Source organism: Flavobacterium gyeonganense, from assembly GCF_029625295.1.
Taxonomy (GTDB): Bacteria; Bacteroidota; Bacteroidia; order Flavobacteriales; family Flavobacteriaceae; genus Flavobacterium; species Flavobacterium gyeonganense.
In genome coordinates, this window is sequence record NZ_CP121112.1 from 4,498,852 (window position 1) to 4,515,470 (window position 16,619).

The 16,619-nt window shown below is 33.4% G+C and carries 12 protein-coding genes; 6 read left to right on the forward strand and 6 right to left on the reverse strand.

Features of this window, described 5'->3' with window-relative positions:
- Positions 1–6 precede the first annotated feature (6 nt).
- The 5 genes from P5P89_RS19355 to P5P89_RS19375 all read left to right on the forward strand — a co-directional run bounded on the left by P5P89_RS19355 (position 7) and on the right by P5P89_RS19375 (position 8,968).
- Positions 7–2,022 (forward strand): RagB/SusD family nutrient uptake outer membrane protein, encoded by a 2,016-nt coding sequence (locus tag P5P89_RS19355; RefSeq protein WP_278009787.1) that lies wholly within the window; start codon positions 7–9, stop codon positions 2,020–2,022.
- A 90-nt stretch (positions 2,023–2,112) separates the two neighbouring features.
- On the forward strand, positions 2,113–5,121 hold the full coding sequence (locus tag P5P89_RS19360) for a SusC/RagA family TonB-linked outer membrane protein (RefSeq protein WP_278009788.1): 3,009 nt from the start codon (positions 2,113–2,115) through the stop codon (positions 5,119–5,121).
- An 18-nt stretch (positions 5,122–5,139) separates the two neighbouring features.
- The gene (locus tag P5P89_RS19365) at positions 5,140–6,948 is read left to right on the forward strand and encodes a RagB/SusD family nutrient uptake outer membrane protein (RefSeq protein WP_278009789.1); all 1,809 of its coding nucleotides are present in this window, start codon (positions 5,140–5,142) and stop codon (positions 6,946–6,948) included.
- A gap of 22 nt (positions 6,949–6,970) precedes the next feature.
- Positions 6,971–8,038 carry a DUF5627 domain-containing protein gene (locus P5P89_RS19370; RefSeq protein ID WP_278009790.1) on the forward strand — a complete coding sequence of 356 codons (1,068 nt, stop codon included), beginning with the start codon at positions 6,971–6,973 and terminating at the stop codon, positions 8,036–8,038.
- Positions 8,039–8,269: 231 nt separating this feature from the next.
- The gene (locus P5P89_RS19375) at positions 8,270–8,968 is read left to right on the forward strand and encodes a DUF1826 domain-containing protein (protein WP_278009791.1); all 699 of its coding nucleotides are present in this window, start codon (positions 8,270–8,272) and stop codon (positions 8,966–8,968) included.
- A 65-nt stretch (positions 8,969–9,033) separates the two neighbouring features.
- Here P5P89_RS19375 and P5P89_RS19380 read toward each other — a convergent pair whose 3' ends face one another.
- From P5P89_RS19380 to P5P89_RS19400, 5 genes are all read right to left on the reverse strand, one after another.
- Positions 9,034–9,471, reverse strand: coding sequence for a response regulator (locus P5P89_RS19380; RefSeq protein ID WP_278009792.1), 438 nt, complete (start codon positions 9,469–9,471; stop codon positions 9,034–9,036).
- Between the two features lie 43 nt (positions 9,472–9,514).
- Entirely contained in the window at positions 9,515–9,916 is a 402-nt protein-coding gene (locus P5P89_RS19385; RefSeq protein WP_278009793.1) for a sensor histidine kinase, read from the reverse strand.
- A 35-nt stretch (positions 9,917–9,951) separates the two neighbouring features.
- A complete protein-coding gene (locus tag P5P89_RS19390; RefSeq protein ID WP_278012042.1) occupies positions 9,952–10,926 on the reverse strand; it encodes a PAS domain S-box protein in 975 nt (324 codons plus the stop codon).
- 52 nt (positions 10,927–10,978) lie between these two features.
- Positions 10,979–12,829, reverse strand: a complete 1,851-nt coding sequence (locus P5P89_RS19395) for a PAS domain-containing protein (protein WP_278009794.1) — start codon at positions 12,827–12,829, stop codon at positions 10,979–10,981.
- Between the two features lie 260 nt (positions 12,830–13,089).
- Positions 13,090–13,845 (reverse strand): MASE1 domain-containing protein, encoded by a 756-nt coding sequence (locus P5P89_RS19400; protein WP_278009795.1) that lies wholly within the window; start codon positions 13,843–13,845, stop codon positions 13,090–13,092.
- A 489-nt stretch (positions 13,846–14,334) separates the two neighbouring features.
- On the opposite strand from P5P89_RS19400, the gene P5P89_RS19405 reads away from it, so the two are divergent.
- The gene (locus P5P89_RS19405) at positions 14,335–14,514 is read left to right on the forward strand and encodes a hypothetical protein (RefSeq protein WP_278009796.1); all 180 of its coding nucleotides are present in this window, start codon (positions 14,335–14,337) and stop codon (positions 14,512–14,514) included.
- An 82-nt stretch (positions 14,515–14,596) separates the two neighbouring features.
- On the opposite strand, the gene P5P89_RS19410 is transcribed toward P5P89_RS19405, so the two are convergent.
- Positions 14,597–16,444: a glycoside hydrolase family 97 protein gene (locus P5P89_RS19410; RefSeq protein WP_278009797.1), complete on the reverse strand. Its 1,848-nt coding sequence runs from the start codon at positions 16,442–16,444 to the stop codon at positions 14,597–14,599.
- Positions 16,445–16,619 lie beyond the last annotated feature (175 nt).

A 16,619-nucleotide genomic window follows, 5' to 3' on the forward strand; every position in this document is an offset into this window, starting at 1 on the left:
TATAAAATGAAAAAATATAATAAAATAGTACTGTATTTTGGACTTTTCTTTTTCTTGGCAGGAAGTATCACTTCATGTACAGATTATTTAGATATAAAATCTGGAGCTACGGGAGATCCTGACGATTCATATGCTAATTTTCGTAATTTCCAGGGTTTTACTGAAGAATTGTACAATTGTATTCCAAGTTTTTGTAATAGGGATGACAATAATTTCTTTAACAACGGTGAGGAGGAAATGTGGCAACAAAATGCAACGACTCAAAATGCCTGGATTTGGAATGTTGATTTGGGAAATTTTAGGGCATGGATAGGACCTGGTTATGGCCTTGGAGGCTCTTTTCTTGACGCAACGCATACGGATCAGCTAGGAGCTCCGTCTGGTTTAAGTACGGATAATAATAAAAAAACAAAAGCTTTATGGGGAGGTTCCTGGTATGGGATACGAAAAGCCAATATTGGTCTTGCCAATCTTGATAAAATGGTAGATGCCACCCAGGAAGAAAAAGATCTAATAGCCGGTCAATTGTATTTCTTTAGAGCCTGGTTTCATATGCAAATTATAAGTTATTGGGGAGGTATGCCTTATATTGATCAGGTATTGCCTTCTGATCAGCCTTTACGATTACCGCGCCTTACTTATCAGCAAACTGCAGATAAGATTGGTGAAGATTTTAAAAAAGCGTATGATTTGCTGCCTGGAAACTGGGATGATATAGCGGCAGGAGATGCAACTAAGGGTAAGAATGAACTTAGAATCAATAAATGGATGGCTATTGCTTATTTAGGCAAAAATTATTTATATGCCGGAAGCCCGCTGATGAATAAAGCGTCAGGTGGAGGGGAACAATATAATGCTGAGTATTGTAAAAAAGCGGCAGAGGCTTTTGGAATTTTATTGAATGCTGCAGAAAATGGTTCATGCCAGTACAGACTTCTTCCTTGGGGTACTAACGGTACTTCTTATGAGCAGGTATATCGTACCAATGGTCAGGGAGGAAGAATGCCAGGATCATTAAATACCGGAGGAGTAACTTATTTAGAAGCCATTTTTAGAGGGCCTAATTATGGTGGCACAGGTCAGTCTCTCGACAAAGAATATTTATGTGCAGGGGTTTTACAAGATAGAAGCTGGTCGCAATATCCTACAGCAAATTATGTTAATTATTTTGGTATGAATAATGGGATGCCAATAAATAGTGTAAACAAGGCAGATGTTGATGATGCAGTTTCAGGTTATAATACACATTATCCGTGGAAAAACAGAGACCCTAGATTTTACCTTAATTTTGGTTTTGATACAAGAAAAATGGTGAATTCTACCAGTACAGCTGATGCCAAAAAATTTACCTATGCTAATTTATATGATGGGGCCAAAGTAGGAAACTACAGATCAGAAAGAAATAAAGGCAGCAATACGGGTTATTTATTAATGAAATTTAATCCTCTAGGATTCAATAAGTATGATAATGCCTATAATAATCACCAAATCCATATTCCGTGGATGCGATTATCAGATGTTTATCTAATGTATTCTGAATCAATTGCTATGGGGCATAACAATATCCATGCTACTGCAACAACTTGCAGTCTGGATGCTGTCGCCGCTATAAATAAAGTACGTAACCGTGTATTATTACCTAATGGGAATCCTTTACCAGGTGTAAACGCAGCTTTTTTGACATCTCCTGAAATTTTTATGTCAGAAGTAAGACGCGAGCGTGCCGTAGAACTTGCCTATGAAGGACACCGTTTTAATGATTTACGTCGTTGGCTTCTATTAACTAAGTATCCTTATAATATTAAAACAGGAATTAGTTTTGATCGCGATATTCCGGAAACAAATGATGTAACTCCAACAAATGTTTTCCTTGATAAAGTTAATCCTGAGAATAATAAAATAAATAATTTGAAGGAATATGTAGTTTTTGAACGTCTCTATTCAGATAAGCATTACTGGCTTCCATTAAAGCAGGCAGATGCTAGTATCTATTTAGAATTTGATCAAAATCCTGGCTGGTAATTGCAATATATAATCGAAAAATAAATCATAATGAAATATATCAAAATAGTTTTTTTTATATGCGCAATACACACTCTTTTTTCATTAAAAGTGAGTGCTCAAGATAGCAAAATAATAGTATCTGGTGTGGTAGTTAACAGTAAAGGAAACCCCGTTTCAGGAGCAACAATTACCGGAGAAAATAACCAGACAAGTGTTGCTAATGAAACTGGTGAGTTTGGTTTAACAGTTGATAAAAATACTTTCTTGACTATAAATGCGTCAGGATACAAAACCACTTCTGTCGAAGCAAAAACGGACTTGCAAACAATAGTTTTAGAATCTGCTGAAATCGTACAAGTTGCGTTTAATACTGTTGATAAAGCTGATATTCTTGGTGGAGTTTCAACTGTAAACATAGCTAATATGTTAGGAAGTAATTATACAACGAATAGTTTAGACAACTTATCCAGTTATATCCCCGGGTATCATGGTGGAAACATTTGGGGTATGAACGGTAGAATAGTATTAGTTGACGGGGTTCCACGTGATGAATTTAACGTTATTCCTTCTGAAATGGAAGAAATTACAGTATTAAAAAGCGCTGCCGCTGTTGCATTATATGGAAGTCGTGCCGCTAAAGGAGTAATTTCTATTACAACAAAAAGGGGTGCAGAAAAGAAGAATAGGTTCGATGTGCGTTTAAACACTGGAATAATGGCTCCAAAACGTTATGCAGAGTATTTAGGTTCAGCTGAATATTTAAGCTTATATAACGAAGCACTTGTAAATGATAAGATTTCAATTGTTAACAATGGGGCATACACTTCTGACACAGATTTAGCAAATTATGCGTCTGGTACAAATCCGTATCGTTATCCTAATGTTGACTTTTATTCATCTGACTATCTAAAAAAATTCTCCAGACGTTCTGAAATAGTAACTGAATATACTGGTGGAAATGAAAAAGCTATGTTTTATGTCAATGTAGGAAATTATAATACCACTACTTTACTTGACATAGGAAATGGGAAAAAAGAAGGAGAAAATCGTTTTAATATCAGGGGAAATCTGGATATTAAGTTAAGTAGTATGATTAGCAGTAAAATTAATACCAGTGTTACTTTTTATGATGGTAATTCTGCGCAGGGAAACTTTTGGGCAAATGCTGCTACTCTTAAACCAAATTTAATATCCCCTCTAATTCCAATTAGTTATTTAGATAAAGCAGATGCAACATCTTTGGCTTATATAGAAAGCAGTCCTTTTATAATAAATGGCCAGTATTTTTTAGCGGGTACTGCCACACAGACTACCAATCCTTTTGCGGATATTTATACTAAAGGAATTATTAAAGGGACTTATCGTAAATATCAATTTGATGCTTCATTGAATTTTAATTTAGCAAGTATTCTAAAAGGATTGACTTTTGATACCCAATTTGCTATTGATTATAATACGCAGTATTCTCAAAACATTGATAATAATAGTTACGCTGTCTATACACCTACATGGGCCACTGATGCTGATGGTGATTACATTTCAAAGTTAACCAGGGTAGGTGCTGATTTAAATAATAATTCACGATCTCTGGATAATGCTTATCAGCGTCAGACCAAGTTTTTTTCAGGAGCACTTAAATACAAGTTTGATTATGACAAAATACATAACTTCTCAACAATGTTGGTTGCTCATGGTTATACTCTTGCTGAGTCAGAAGTGTATCACGCCATTGGAAATGCAAACTTAGGGTTTCAGTTCAATTATAACTATAAGAACAAATACTATGCAGATTTTACCCAGAACATGGTTCATTCTGTAAGATTTGCACCAAAACAGCGTGATGCATTTTCTCCAACAGTTTCAGTAGGATGGAGAATAAGTAAGGAAAAATTCTTATCAGAAGCTAAATTTATTGATGATTTAAAATTGACGGCTAGTGCGGGCATCATAAATACAGACTTAGACTATGATGCCAATACAGGCTTTAATTTATTCAGGAGTTCTTATAGTACTAACAATGGTGCCTATTTTTCCTGGCAGGAAGGCCGTCAGCTTAGAACCACAGATGTTCTGCGTGGAGAAAATTATGCTTTGGGATTTGAAAGAAGAAAAGAAATTAGCTTAGGATTAGATGCTTCATTATTTAATAATATGGTTCAGGTAAGTGCATCTTATTTTTATAGCAGACTGCTTGGCATTCCTGGTCAGGATGTAAATTCGTATCCTAATTTTTTATCAGTTAACAACCCATCTCCTTCATCATTTATTCCTTATTCTAATTATCAGGCAGATCAAAGGGAAGGATATGATTTAGGAATCTCTTTGAACAAGCGAATTCAAAAAGTAGATTTAAATATAGGATTTGTGGCCACTTATTATGATACTAAAGCCTATACCAGAAATGATGTTTTATATGTTGATGAATATCAAAAACGTCAGGGAAAACCTATTGACGCATTATTTGGATTAAAAAGTGATGGTTTTTTTAGCGTAGCAGACATTGAAGCTATGGCTAACAAATCTCCGGGAGCTCCTGTCCCGCAATCATTTGGTACTGTAAAACCAGGTTCGATAAAATATGTTGATGTTAATAATGATGGGGTTGTTGACAATAACGATCAGATTTATTTAGGCAGAGGGGGATATGCCGGTTCACCTCTAACATTAGGTCTTAATACAACGGTAAAATGGAACAATTTTTCTTTATTCGTATTGGCTAACAGTACTAGTGGTTCTTATGGTTTTAAAAACAGCTCTTATTATTGGGCATCAGGGATAAATGCGAAATATACAGCTGCTATGAGAGGTCGTTGGACAGAAGCAACCGCTGAAACAGCAACTTATCCAAGTTTGTCCACGGGTAATAATGGTGATAATAATTTCCGAAATTCAGATTTTTGGTTGTTTAAAAATGACAGGATTAATTTAGCCAGAGTACAATTATCTTATGATATTCCTAAGAGATTATTAGCGAAGACCTTTATTAGTGATTTAGGGCTTTATGTTAATGGAAGTGATTTGTTGACCATTTCAAAAGAAAGGCAGCATTTAGAAACCAATATTGGTACTACGCCTCAAATGAGATATTACAGTTTAGGACTAACGGCTGCATTTTAATTTTAAAAATTTAGAATAATGATAAAGAATAAAAACATATTTGTAATTTTAATTCTATCCGTCTTATTTGTAAGCTGTACAGATCTTATAGATCCGGCACAGGAAAATATTCGGGATAAGAATACTACATATGATGATCCAAACTTTGGATTAGGACTTTTAACTCAGGGTTATGCAAGGATTCCAACAAACGGATGGTCCTTTAGCGAAGTAGCTACTGATGATGCTGTGACTAATGTACCTACTAATGGATATTTAAGATTAGCTACTGGCCAGTGGAGTGCCTCAAATAATCCAACAGAGCGTTGGACATCATGTCTTTCAGGTATTCAATACATGAATATAGTTCTAAATGAGGTAGATAAAATGAAATTTGCAGAAGATCCTCTTGTAGATAATCTTTTTAAAAGCAGAATTAAAGGAGAAGCATATGGACTGCGAGCCCTTTTTATGTACCATCTTTTGCAGGCTCATGCAGGCTGGGTTAATGGAACCTTGTTAGGTATACCAATTTACTTGACAGAATTAGATATAAATTCAAATTATAATGTACCTCGTGAAAGTTTTAATACCTGTACTGCACAAATTTACAGTGATATCAATAATGCAATCGAGCTTTTGCCTGTAGATTATGTTGATGTAGCCAGCACTAGCAGTATACCATCCAGATACAATACACCTGGAATGACTACAGCAAGCTTCAACCGTGCAATGGGAGTAAGATTTGTTGGGCTTGTTAGTGGACGCGTTGCGATGGCAATTCGTTCTCAGACATCTTTACTAGCCGCTAGTCCTGCTTATGCCGGTGGTTCTAATGGTACATGGGAAGATGCTGCCGGATATGCTGCACAGATTATTGCTCTTAAGGGAGGACTTGCAGGGTTGCCATCAACTTTTAATAGTGGTGTATCCTGGTATAGAAATGCATCGGAGATTAGTGCATTATCTGCAGGATCCAATTCACCGGAAAGTTTATGGAGAGGTGGTACTTCTAACAATAATGATTTAGAACGCGATCATTTTCCGCCTAGCTTATTTGGTAACGGAATTGTAAATCCTACTCAAAATTTAGTAGATGCCTTTCCAGCCAGCAATGGTTATCCTATTTCTAATCCTCTTTCTAATTATAGTCTGTCTAATCCTTATGCTAACAGAGATCCGAGATTGAATGAATTTATTCTTTTTCAGGGTGGAAGAGCTGGTGTAACTAATGCACAAGTGAATTTGATACCTGCTACCAATCCTGTTAATCAGGATGCTGTGAATGCAGTAACAACTTCTACCCGTACAGGATATTACTTAAAAAAATTATTAAGACAGGATGTTAATTACAATCCTACTGGCAGAAATACACAGCTTCATTACAGACCGCGTATTCGTTATACTGAGATATATCTTAATTATGCTGAGGCTGCTAACGAAGCGTGGGGATCAGTTGCTGATCCCAGATCATATGGCTTTACAGCTTATGATATAATTAAGGCTATCCGCAGAAGAGCGTTAGGTATCAGTAATGATCCCTATTTGGAATCTATAAAAGCAGATAAGGTTGCTATGCGTGAATTAATTCGCAATGAACGTCGTTTAGAATTAAGTTTTGAAGGATTTCGTTTTTGGGATTTGCGTCGATGGAAAGTTTCTCTTCCAAAGTTAAATGAAGCGGCTATGGGCATTACGGTTTCCGGAACAACAGTCAGCCCGGTTTATAGTACACCAGCTGTCGTAGAGGAAAGAGTATTTCAGGATTATATGTATTACGGACCTATTCCTTACAGTGAAACCCTAAAATTTAATAATCTATTTCAAAATGATGGCTGGAATAATTAGAAACAACTTAATGATACAAAAAATGAAAAAATTAATTTTAGCTTTATTGGTACTAACATCTATATTAGGATGCGAGAATGAACCCATCACATATGACGATTATGATTTTTCGGCTGTATATTTCCCTTATCAGTATCCAATCAGGACTATTACTTTAGGAGAAGATATATTCGATAATAGTTTGGATCTTCAGCATAAATGCAAAATTATGGCTACACTATCAGGTGTGTATGACAATAAAAAAGATGTAACCATTAATTTTGTTGTTGCAGATACTATACCTAATAAGTTTAATTTTGTTTTTTCCCCGCAAACAAATCCTGTAAGAGCAATCCTTCCTATGCCACGTAATTATTACACTTTGGCATCAGATCAAATTGTAATTAAAAAAGGTGATATTTCAGGAGGGGTTGAAGTACAACTAACAGATGCCTTTTTTAATGACCCTCAATCTTTACAGGCAAATTATGTGATACCATTACTAATGACTACTGTTACTAATGCAGATACCATTTTAAAAGGGAAGCCACTTATTGCAGGTACATCACCAAGGAGATTAAGACTCAAACAATGGGATATAGTTTCAAAAGATTATATACTATATGCTGTAAAATATATTAATACCTGGCATGGTTTTTATCTTAGAAGGGGTAAAGATGTAGTGACAGGGGCTGTAAATACTACAATTGTCAGACGTCCAAAAGACATTCAGACTTATGATTCTGGAATCGAAAATGTTTCAAAATGGCTTGTTAATTTAAATTCTACATCTCTCAAGGGATTGAAATTTCCTGTTGTTTTAAAAGATGCTGCTAACGCAGATTATACTTGTAATTTAAACATTACCTTTGATGATAATGGCAATTGTTCAATTTCTTCATCCGATCCATCTACTTTTACTGCTACAGGAACGGGTAAATTTGTAAAAAAAGGAGAGAAGAATAGTTTTGGCAATGTGGATAGGGATGTTCTTTATCTGGATTATACAATTAATCACCCAGGAAAGGGTATTACAACACAAACAAAAGATACACTTTTAATGAGAAATAGGGGTGTAGTTATGGAAACTTTTGGTGTTGTAGCACAATAAAAAAGTTTTAGTATCTATAACAGTAAAGAAACAAAATAACGCAAATAGCAGCAGTTTTTCTGCTGCTATTTTTTTATGATAATTTATAATTTTATTATTGGCAGCTATATAGTAATCGATTATTTAAAACTATTAACATTTACTAATAAAAGTTTTAAAGCTATAAAATATCACAAGTATCTAATATTGCATAATTTTGTAATATCTGGTTCGTCTTTTTAATATTATACTATGAATAAAACATTTTCTGCCAGCAGACAAATAGGTATCGTATCTAGTTTTTCTGAGCTCGTACAAACAGATTTCAAAGGAGAAATGAATGCGCTATGCTGGTATAGAAATTTAGATGGCGATTTTAATGAGATTGTAGCTAAATTGACTTTAAAAGAAAATATAACAGAAGTTTATCCTGAAGATTTAATTACAATAGAGCTATCAGAAAAAGGGAACATTGCAAGAAAAATAATTTTACATGATTTCCAATTATTATCTGATTTTGGAGCTTCACCTTCTCTTAACTTAATAAAATGTTATGAACGAGATGATGAATTTGATTTTATATCTACTGATGTGTATTCCTTTCACGTTGATCGTTCACCCATTGCAACAGATACTTTTTTGTGTACCTATCATGGAGCTTCAGGAGATATAATACCTAATTCAGAAGCAGAGCAAAAAGTCCTAATTCCGGAAATCCGCTCAAAGCTAAAAGAGTTACATGATGGAGCAGAGGATGAGTTCGAAAACTTTTTAACAGAGAACTACTTTGATTTGCATTATAGAATGCATGAAGATACAGAACCAGTTAATTTGGGATTAAGGAACCTTTGGCGTCTGGCTGTAGATCACCCAAACCAACTCGTACTTCCTTGTATTCACAGGGCACCAAAAGAAAATGATGGTGAATATCGTTTATTATTAATTTGTTAGATGAAATGAGGCAGTAATCGATGTATGGATAGAACCTTTTTTCTTAGCAAAAAGAATTATAAACTTTATTCTGAATATTTTTCGAAATGCTTTTTTACAATTTCCTCGAGCATTGTACCACTTAAAGTTTTTTGTCTGTAATCAGCTATCTCTTTTATAGTATCAGCTTTTGCTTTATCTGCAGGGTTGAAAGAACTCGTGAGCATTATAATACTGATTTTTTTCTTTCGTTCTTCAGATATCAGATTTTTATATTTTTTTATAAATTCCCAACCGTCCATAACAGGCATGTTTATGTCCAAAAAAATTAAATCTGGCTGTAGGTTTATTTCATGCTGAGATTCAAATTCTCCTTTACTGCATAGGTAATCAATCGCTTCTTTTCCATTTAGAGCCACCTGAATGTGTTCTGCAATATTTGATTTCTGTACGATTTTTTTATTGATAAAATTGGTAGCAAAATCATCATCTATTAATAAAACACAGTTTAATTTCTTTTCCATTTTATATAACTTTTTGTTCTCACTTTACGTTACGCTTATTGTCTTAGTTAACTGGCAATGTCCATTTGAAAGTGCTTCCCTCATTATATTTAGATTCGACCCAAATCCTTCCGTTATGATGCTCAATGATTTTTTTACAGTGAGACAATCCTATTCCGGTTCCATGATATTCATTACGATTATGTAAACGTTTAAAAATAACAAAAACTTTATCTGTATCTTCTTTTTTTATTCCAATTCCATTGTCAGTAACTGAGAACACCCATTTCTTGTCTTCTATTACTGCTGCTATTTTTATTTTTGGATTTACATCTTTTTTTCTGAATTTGATGCTGTTACTAATCAAATTTTGAAATAACTGTCTCATTTCGGTGGCATTAGCTTCAATTGTTGGCAGATTTTCATATTCTATTATAGCATTACTCTCGTCAATGCTGCTTTTCATATCCAGGATTACATCTGCAACAATAGTGTTGAAATCTATAATTGTTTTTTTCTTTCTTTCCCAATTCTGGAATAATCTAAAAGTCCTTTGACTAATAACTGCATCCTTAAAGTGGAACTACGAATGAAACCTAAATAATGCTGCTGATCTTCATCTAATTTACCAGTCAATTCTTCTTCAAGTAATTGAGAGCAATGACTCACAGTGATTAATGGCTCTTGTAAATCATGGGATGCAATGTAAGCAAATTGTTCCAGCTCGGTGTTTTGAAATTCAAGTCTCCTGTTTTTAGAAAGCATCTCATCCTGCATATGTCTTCGTTCATTGATATTTCTCATTGTTCCTTCAATATTTACAGGCATTCCTTTTTTGTCATATAAAACATGAGCATTTATAGAAAAATATAAAGGTTTCCCTTGCGGATCATATAGCTGAACATCAAAATCAGAAATATGGCCATTTGTTTTTAACTTTTTTAAGAAAAGGGCCTTGTTTTTTTTGTTGTGATAATAATCGAACACTGATTTTCCTATAATATCTGAACTTGGAATCTGGAAATTCTTTTCAAACGACGGGCTTACATCCAGGAGGATTCCTTCCATAGTAATTTTCATATATATATCCTGAAAGTTTTCATAGATTGATCTAAATTTTTCCTCACTTACTTTTAGATTTTTTTCAGTTTCTATTTTATCACTTATATCACGTACTGAACCTACAATATAGTCTGGCTCATTATTTTCATCAACGATTATTCTGGCATTGACAGAAACTGTATATAGTATGGTATTGACTTTTATTTGTACATCATAGTTTTTTATTTCCCCCACACTTTTTAATTCCTCAAGTATATACTTTCTGTCTTCTGGATCATAATAAAAATCGGCAAAGTTGCTGCCTATGACTTCCTCCTGCTGAATGTTAAAATAGGAGCAGGAAGGACTAATATCTATTATTTTTTGATCTTTTACCGATGCTCTAAAGAAAACATCTCGTACGCTTTCAAAAATAGTACGGTATTTTTTTCACTTTCCTTAATTTTCTCATTAGCTAATTCTATTTCTAATTCAGTTTTTTTCTTTCACTAATATTTCTCATAGTTCCCTCAATATAGGAGGGCATTTCATCGACATAACGGAGCTTTGCATTTACAGAAAAGTACAAAATTTCTCCATGATTGTTTAGCAGGCGCTTTTCAAAATCATTAACTTCTTTTTCTGCAATAAGGGTTTTGATAAATTTATCAGCATCATCAGGATTATAATAAAAATTTTTAAAATTGCTTCCTATAACAGATTCCCGACTCAAATAAAAGTGTTTTTCTACGGATGGACTGATTTCCATTACAGTACCGTACAAATCTCTTCTGAAATATATATCTTCAAAACTTTCATAGATGTAACGGAAGTTTTCTTCGCTTATCTTTAAATTTTCTTCAGCTACTCTTCGCTCCGTAATGTTTCGTAAAGCACCAACTAAGAATTCTGGCTTCCCCTTTGCATCACGAACTACTTTAGCATTGATTGAAACGTAATAATGCTGGTTCTTTATAATAATTTCGTTGTTAAAATCAATAATCTCATCATTTATAGTTATTATTTCTGTCATTTGATTTAATTGGTCTATGTCAGGGTATATGTTATAAATGGATTGCCCAATAAGTTCTTCTCTTGTTATACCATTGAAATAGCTGCATGACGGACTTACATCTAATATGGTGTTGGTTTTAAGATCTGTTTTGAAGAAGACATCCTGAACATTTTCAAATAAAATACGGAAGTCCTGTTCGCTTTTTTCTATTTTCTGATGTTGTTGACTGATTAATAACTGGTTCTGTTTCCATTCATCCAAAGAGCGTACTGTACCCTCAAAATTTGACACATTCAGTTTTTTATTGTAAATTAGTTTTGCAGTCATAGAAAAGGAGCTAACCTGGCCATTTTTCTTAATCAATTCAATTTCATAATCTTTTACTTCACCATTTGCAATCAGTTCCTTCTTGAGTTTTTTTCTTTCATCCGGGTTAACATATAGGTCACTCATATTTATAGTTAGCATTTCTTCCCTTGTATAACCAAGGTAATTAATGATGGATGGGCTAACTTCATATAAATTACCTTCCGGAGAAGATATAAAATAAACATCCATCACGTTTTCAAAAAATGATCGGAATTTTTCTTCACTTATTTTTAGGTTTTCTTTTGCAAAATGATTTTCAAATGATTTGGACAAAATATTAGTTATAGCTCCTATCAGATCGATTTGCTCCTTTATATAACTGACAGAACCGTCACTTTGCTTCAAGGAGCCTATTTCTAATCTGCCATATTCTTCTCCGTTTAATATTATTGCTTTCCGGATAGACCAGTGAGTTTCTTTGTCTTTAGCCGTATACTCGTATTCAGGAACAATAATTCTGCAATTGGTACTTTCGGGAAATTGAAATGCATTTGGAATAATTTTTACACAACTGGCAATCATATCTGTTATTGAGAGCGAATCATCACTATTGATTTCAAAAATATTCTGTAAACATGTAATTTCTTTAATACGTCTATTTAAAATCTGATTGCTTTTTTCTAATTCTGTTTCGTTTAATTTCTGTTTGGTTACATTGATAGAAATAGTACTTATACCAATGATACTATTATCTTTGTCTATTATTGGAGATATGAAGTTGTTCCAGTAATTTCCTAAATGGTTTTTCTCCTTGTCTTCTTCTATATGAATATTTCCGTTTAGTACAGACTGGTAAATTTTCTGTATCTGTTTTCTTGCTTTCGTATTATTAATGTATTCAAACATATTGTCACCCGTTTTAATATCAGATCCGTACAGATCCCTCATATTATTTTTATGAGTTAAATTAAAATTGATGTACTTAAAGTTAGTGTCTAGTGTAAATATACTCATGCCGTTTGGGCTTTGCATAGTTGCTTCTAAAATGTTTTTTTCAATATTAAGTTTATATTCACTTTCACTTAATTTATTTGTTTTATTACGCTTTTCTTCGAGTATGCCATGCAAAAAAAGTATCGAAACAAAATTAACAAACAGAAAAAGCTGTAGCATGAAAAAGCTGTATGACCATTTATAATTATGAGATTCAGCATAGAGCGATGTTCCATATAAAGAAATAATAGTTACTAATACAACTATAAGAGTTATAACTTTTAGGTTAAAGCGGTATGCCGCCCAAACGAGAAAAAAAGAATAATAGACTCATTGTGCGCATTGTTGGTAAATACAAACACAGAGGCTGTTATTGTAAGTAAAGTAAGAGCTATTACTTCTATTTTTTTATTAAAAGTCCAGTGCGTATCTTCTGTAGTTTTGTATAGCCAGGACAGTACAAACGGAGTAAATAAAACAGCTCCCAAAATATTTGACCTAATAAGGGTATGCCAGATTGAAATGAAATTATTAATATTAACAAATGGAGTTACAGTAAGAAAAATGATACCCAAAGATATACTAAGAATACTGCCAACCAGGCAGGCAAAAGTGAAATATAATACATTAATACCTTTGTCAAACGGATATTTGCTTTTGCACCAAACCTGTATTAAATAGGATACAGTAAAGGCATTAAGCCCAATAAGTATAGGTCTCAAAATACAAAATGAAAATATCTCTAATAATTTTTCAAAAGTAGTGGCACTTCTAATGTTAGGCTCAAATAACCATACAGTAAATAAGAAGCTTCCCAGAAGAACACCAAAAATTGCATTTCTTCCTAAAATGATGGCCGCAGCTATGCTAAAACCAACAGCTGGAAAAAATGGGGCAATTTTTGTTTCAGGTATAAAAGCAAAACTGGAGGTTTTTGCTATTATAACATATAAAATTGCAATGAAAATCGTGGTTTTTGTTTTCGAATTCAAAAAAGATAATTTATGATATTCGCCTTCATTTACGTGTACATTCATCTTTGCTATTTTTGAAAATTCGCTGTTTTTAATTAATTACCAGATAGTATTTTCAATGATTTCTGTATCATTACGGTTAAATTGCATTTTGCGGCTACAAACTTAATATCGAATTTTTATATTTTATTTTTTTTAAAATATAAAACATTGATTTTTAGTGTTTTATTTTCCTTTAAAAAGTTGCTTTTAGTTTTCCTTTTTAGAATTGAACTTTGTAATATTTCTTTATTAATTTACGAAAAAAAAATAATTTGTGACACAGAATGTACAAAAAAATAGGCTGCAATAGTTTATCTCTTTGTTTTAGATTAGAACAATTGGAAATCAATTTATTGTAGAATAAAGTTAAAATCAATTAAAATTTTGAAAATCAACCAGCAAATATTATAAGGAAAAAACATGAATGCTTAATAACTTTAAAATATTCGAATTCAAATTTTGGTTTAGAAAAAAAATTAATCGTACAAATTCTAAAAATGATTTAAGATTATGAAGATACACTTTAATTCAAAATTGATATTAATCGCTGTATTTACCGGATTACTTTTTTCATGTAAAAATAATATAAGTGGAGGAGTTGGCAGTGACGGAAAAAACCTTGATTCTATTACAACGAATCGAGATAGTACAAAAGTACTTAAAGACACCTCAGATAAATTAAAAAAGTAGGTCAATCTGTTGCCGTATTTCTGTAAGTATAAATAAAAACCGTCTGTTAAGACGGTTTTTATTGCTGAATGTTAAAAGTAATTTATTTTTCAAATAAAATACAAGCCCCTCCGCCAGGAGCTAGTTTAATATCGATAAAATCGCTGCTGGTAACTTTTTTAGAAATAGTTTCATGGCTTACTTTATTAGTTCTGAAATCGGCATCTTTTCCGTCCTGTATGATCATTGCTTTGTAATTGCCTTTTCCTATTCCTAATACCGAAAGTGGGATACGAAGTGAACGGGCATCTTCGTTGGTAGCAGCAGCTATCAGCCAGTTTCCATCTGCTGCCTGACGCGCCATAACAATATATTGAGCGATTTCTCCGCTAATTGTTTTACTTTCCTGCCAAGGCTGTTGTTGTGCACTAATAAACTTTAATAATTCCGGATACTTATTGTAGTTTTCAGGAATATCAGGAATAATAGTTGCTCCTGAAAATGTTATAAGCGTGCGTGCTGCCTCTGCCGTAATTGTAGAAGGTACCGGCATTGGATTGTCAACTCTTCCTTTTTGCTCCATATCAAAAGTGCCGTTGTTCATATCAATCGGGCCTGCTATCATGTTCACAAATACAGATGTAACAAAGGTTTTCGGTTGAAATACTCTTCGTGCATCCGACTGTGCCTGACAAAACTCACGTGTCACTGCGTTAGGCCAGGTTCTCATTTGTCCGTATGGATGAACAGGCCCATCATGAAAATCGACCATTAAATGGTTTTCCGCACAAATTTTTGTTATATGTTGTGTGTGTATATTTTTTTCCTCCGGACTGCCTTGCATAAAACCATATTTTACACCGGCAGCTCCCCAGTCTCCGTATTGTTTTAATGTTTTTTCTAAAGGATAATTTTTTCCTCCAACATCATTCAGATACAGCCAAATGCCAACATTTTTTTGTTTTCCATAAGCAATTATCTGATGTACTTGTTCAACTTTGCCTCCTTTTAAAGGATCCGATTCTTTACTAAATTCTTCACCATACCAGTTGGCGTCTAATACCAAAGATTTCATTTTATTTGTAGAAGCTAAATCAACCATTCGTTTCCATGATTCCAATGACATTTCATATTTAAATCCATCGGCTACTGCACCGTCAATACGCCAATCCCATACAGCAACCCCGGGTTTAACCCAAGAAAAATCTGCTGCTTTCGCTGGTTCAGGATTGAGTAATTCGATCAGGTGTGAATCAATTAAATCTCCAGGAGTTCTTCCGTATATTATAACTCTCCATGCTTTGGCATTTTTAGAAGGTACAGAAAACAAAGTTGTTTCCTTTTTTGGCTGTAAAAGTAAGGGCTCACCACTTTCAAGATTGGCTTCATGCACTGCCATATAACTATTTTCTGCAGCTTTGACAACCATAACAGGTTCACGGACATTATCTGCTTCAGATAACTTTTCAGGACCTATATTATGTCTTTCTCCATTATAATACCAGGCAGAGTAGTTGTCTGCAAAATTAAATTCTGTGAATTCTTTCTCAGAAGTTAACCCTTCATATCTGAAAGCCATTCCGTCATTGTACACTCTTACTTTTATTTGATAAGAAGTGAAATCTATTATGACCTGATTGTAATGATCAGGTACATTTTTCCTTTTTCCCCAAACAGGTTTCCAGACACTTTTTACAGATGAATTAATGACTTTATTCCAATGAATATTGTTTGGTGATTCTAACCCAAGCTTAGATTGTTTTATCAATAAATGATTATCAGCCCGAAAACTGTATTCAATTGTATTTAAGCTGGTTTGTTCAATTTGAACTACGATTTTTTTATCCGGAGAAGTTACAGTTACGGAATGTTTCTGTGATTGTGCTAATAGAATTGCCGGCAATTGAATGCAAATAAATATAATTACAATTAATTTGTTTTTAAACCTCATTTTATTTTTTTTATTGTCAACAAAAGATCCAATCTTATTTGTGGTAACGAAAGAATTAAGCTATGAATTTAAAAATATATTCTGCCGTTTAACCTAAATAACAAAACTAATCAATCTCGGTAATAAAAAACAATTTAATTTCAATCGCGAATTCTATAAAAAATGTTTTTTCTGG

Coding starts and splice junctions, on each gene's coding strand:
- P5P89_RS19400 (WP_278009795.1), bottom strand. CDS start 13,845: ATGAATGTACACGTAAATGAAGGCGAATATCATAAATTATCTTTTTTG.
- P5P89_RS19370 (WP_278009790.1), top strand. CDS start 6,971: ATGAAAAAATTAATTTTAGCTTTATTGGTACTAACATCTATATTAGGA.
- P5P89_RS19380 (WP_278009792.1), bottom strand. CDS start 9,471: ATGGAAAAGAAATTAAACTGTGTTTTATTAATAGATGATGATTTTGCT.
- P5P89_RS19410 (WP_278009797.1), bottom strand. CDS start 16,444: ATGAGGTTTAAAAACAAATTAATTGTAATTATATTTATTTGCATTCAA.
- P5P89_RS19355 (WP_278009787.1), top strand. CDS start 7: ATGAAAAAATATAATAAAATAGTACTGTATTTTGGACTTTTCTTTTTC.
- P5P89_RS19405 (WP_278009796.1), top strand. CDS start 14,335: ATGAAGATACACTTTAATTCAAAATTGATATTAATCGCTGTATTTACC.
- P5P89_RS19395 (WP_278009794.1), bottom strand. CDS start 12,829: ATGAGTATATTTACACTAGACACTAACTTTAAGTACATCAATTTTAAT.
- P5P89_RS19365 (WP_278009789.1), top strand. CDS start 5,140: ATGATAAAGAATAAAAACATATTTGTAATTTTAATTCTATCCGTCTTA.
- P5P89_RS19385 (WP_278009793.1), bottom strand. CDS start 9,916: ATGAAAAGCAGCATTGACGAGAGTAATGCTATAATAGAATATGAAAAT.
- P5P89_RS19375 (WP_278009791.1), top strand. CDS start 8,270: ATGAATAAAACATTTTCTGCCAGCAGACAAATAGGTATCGTATCTAGT.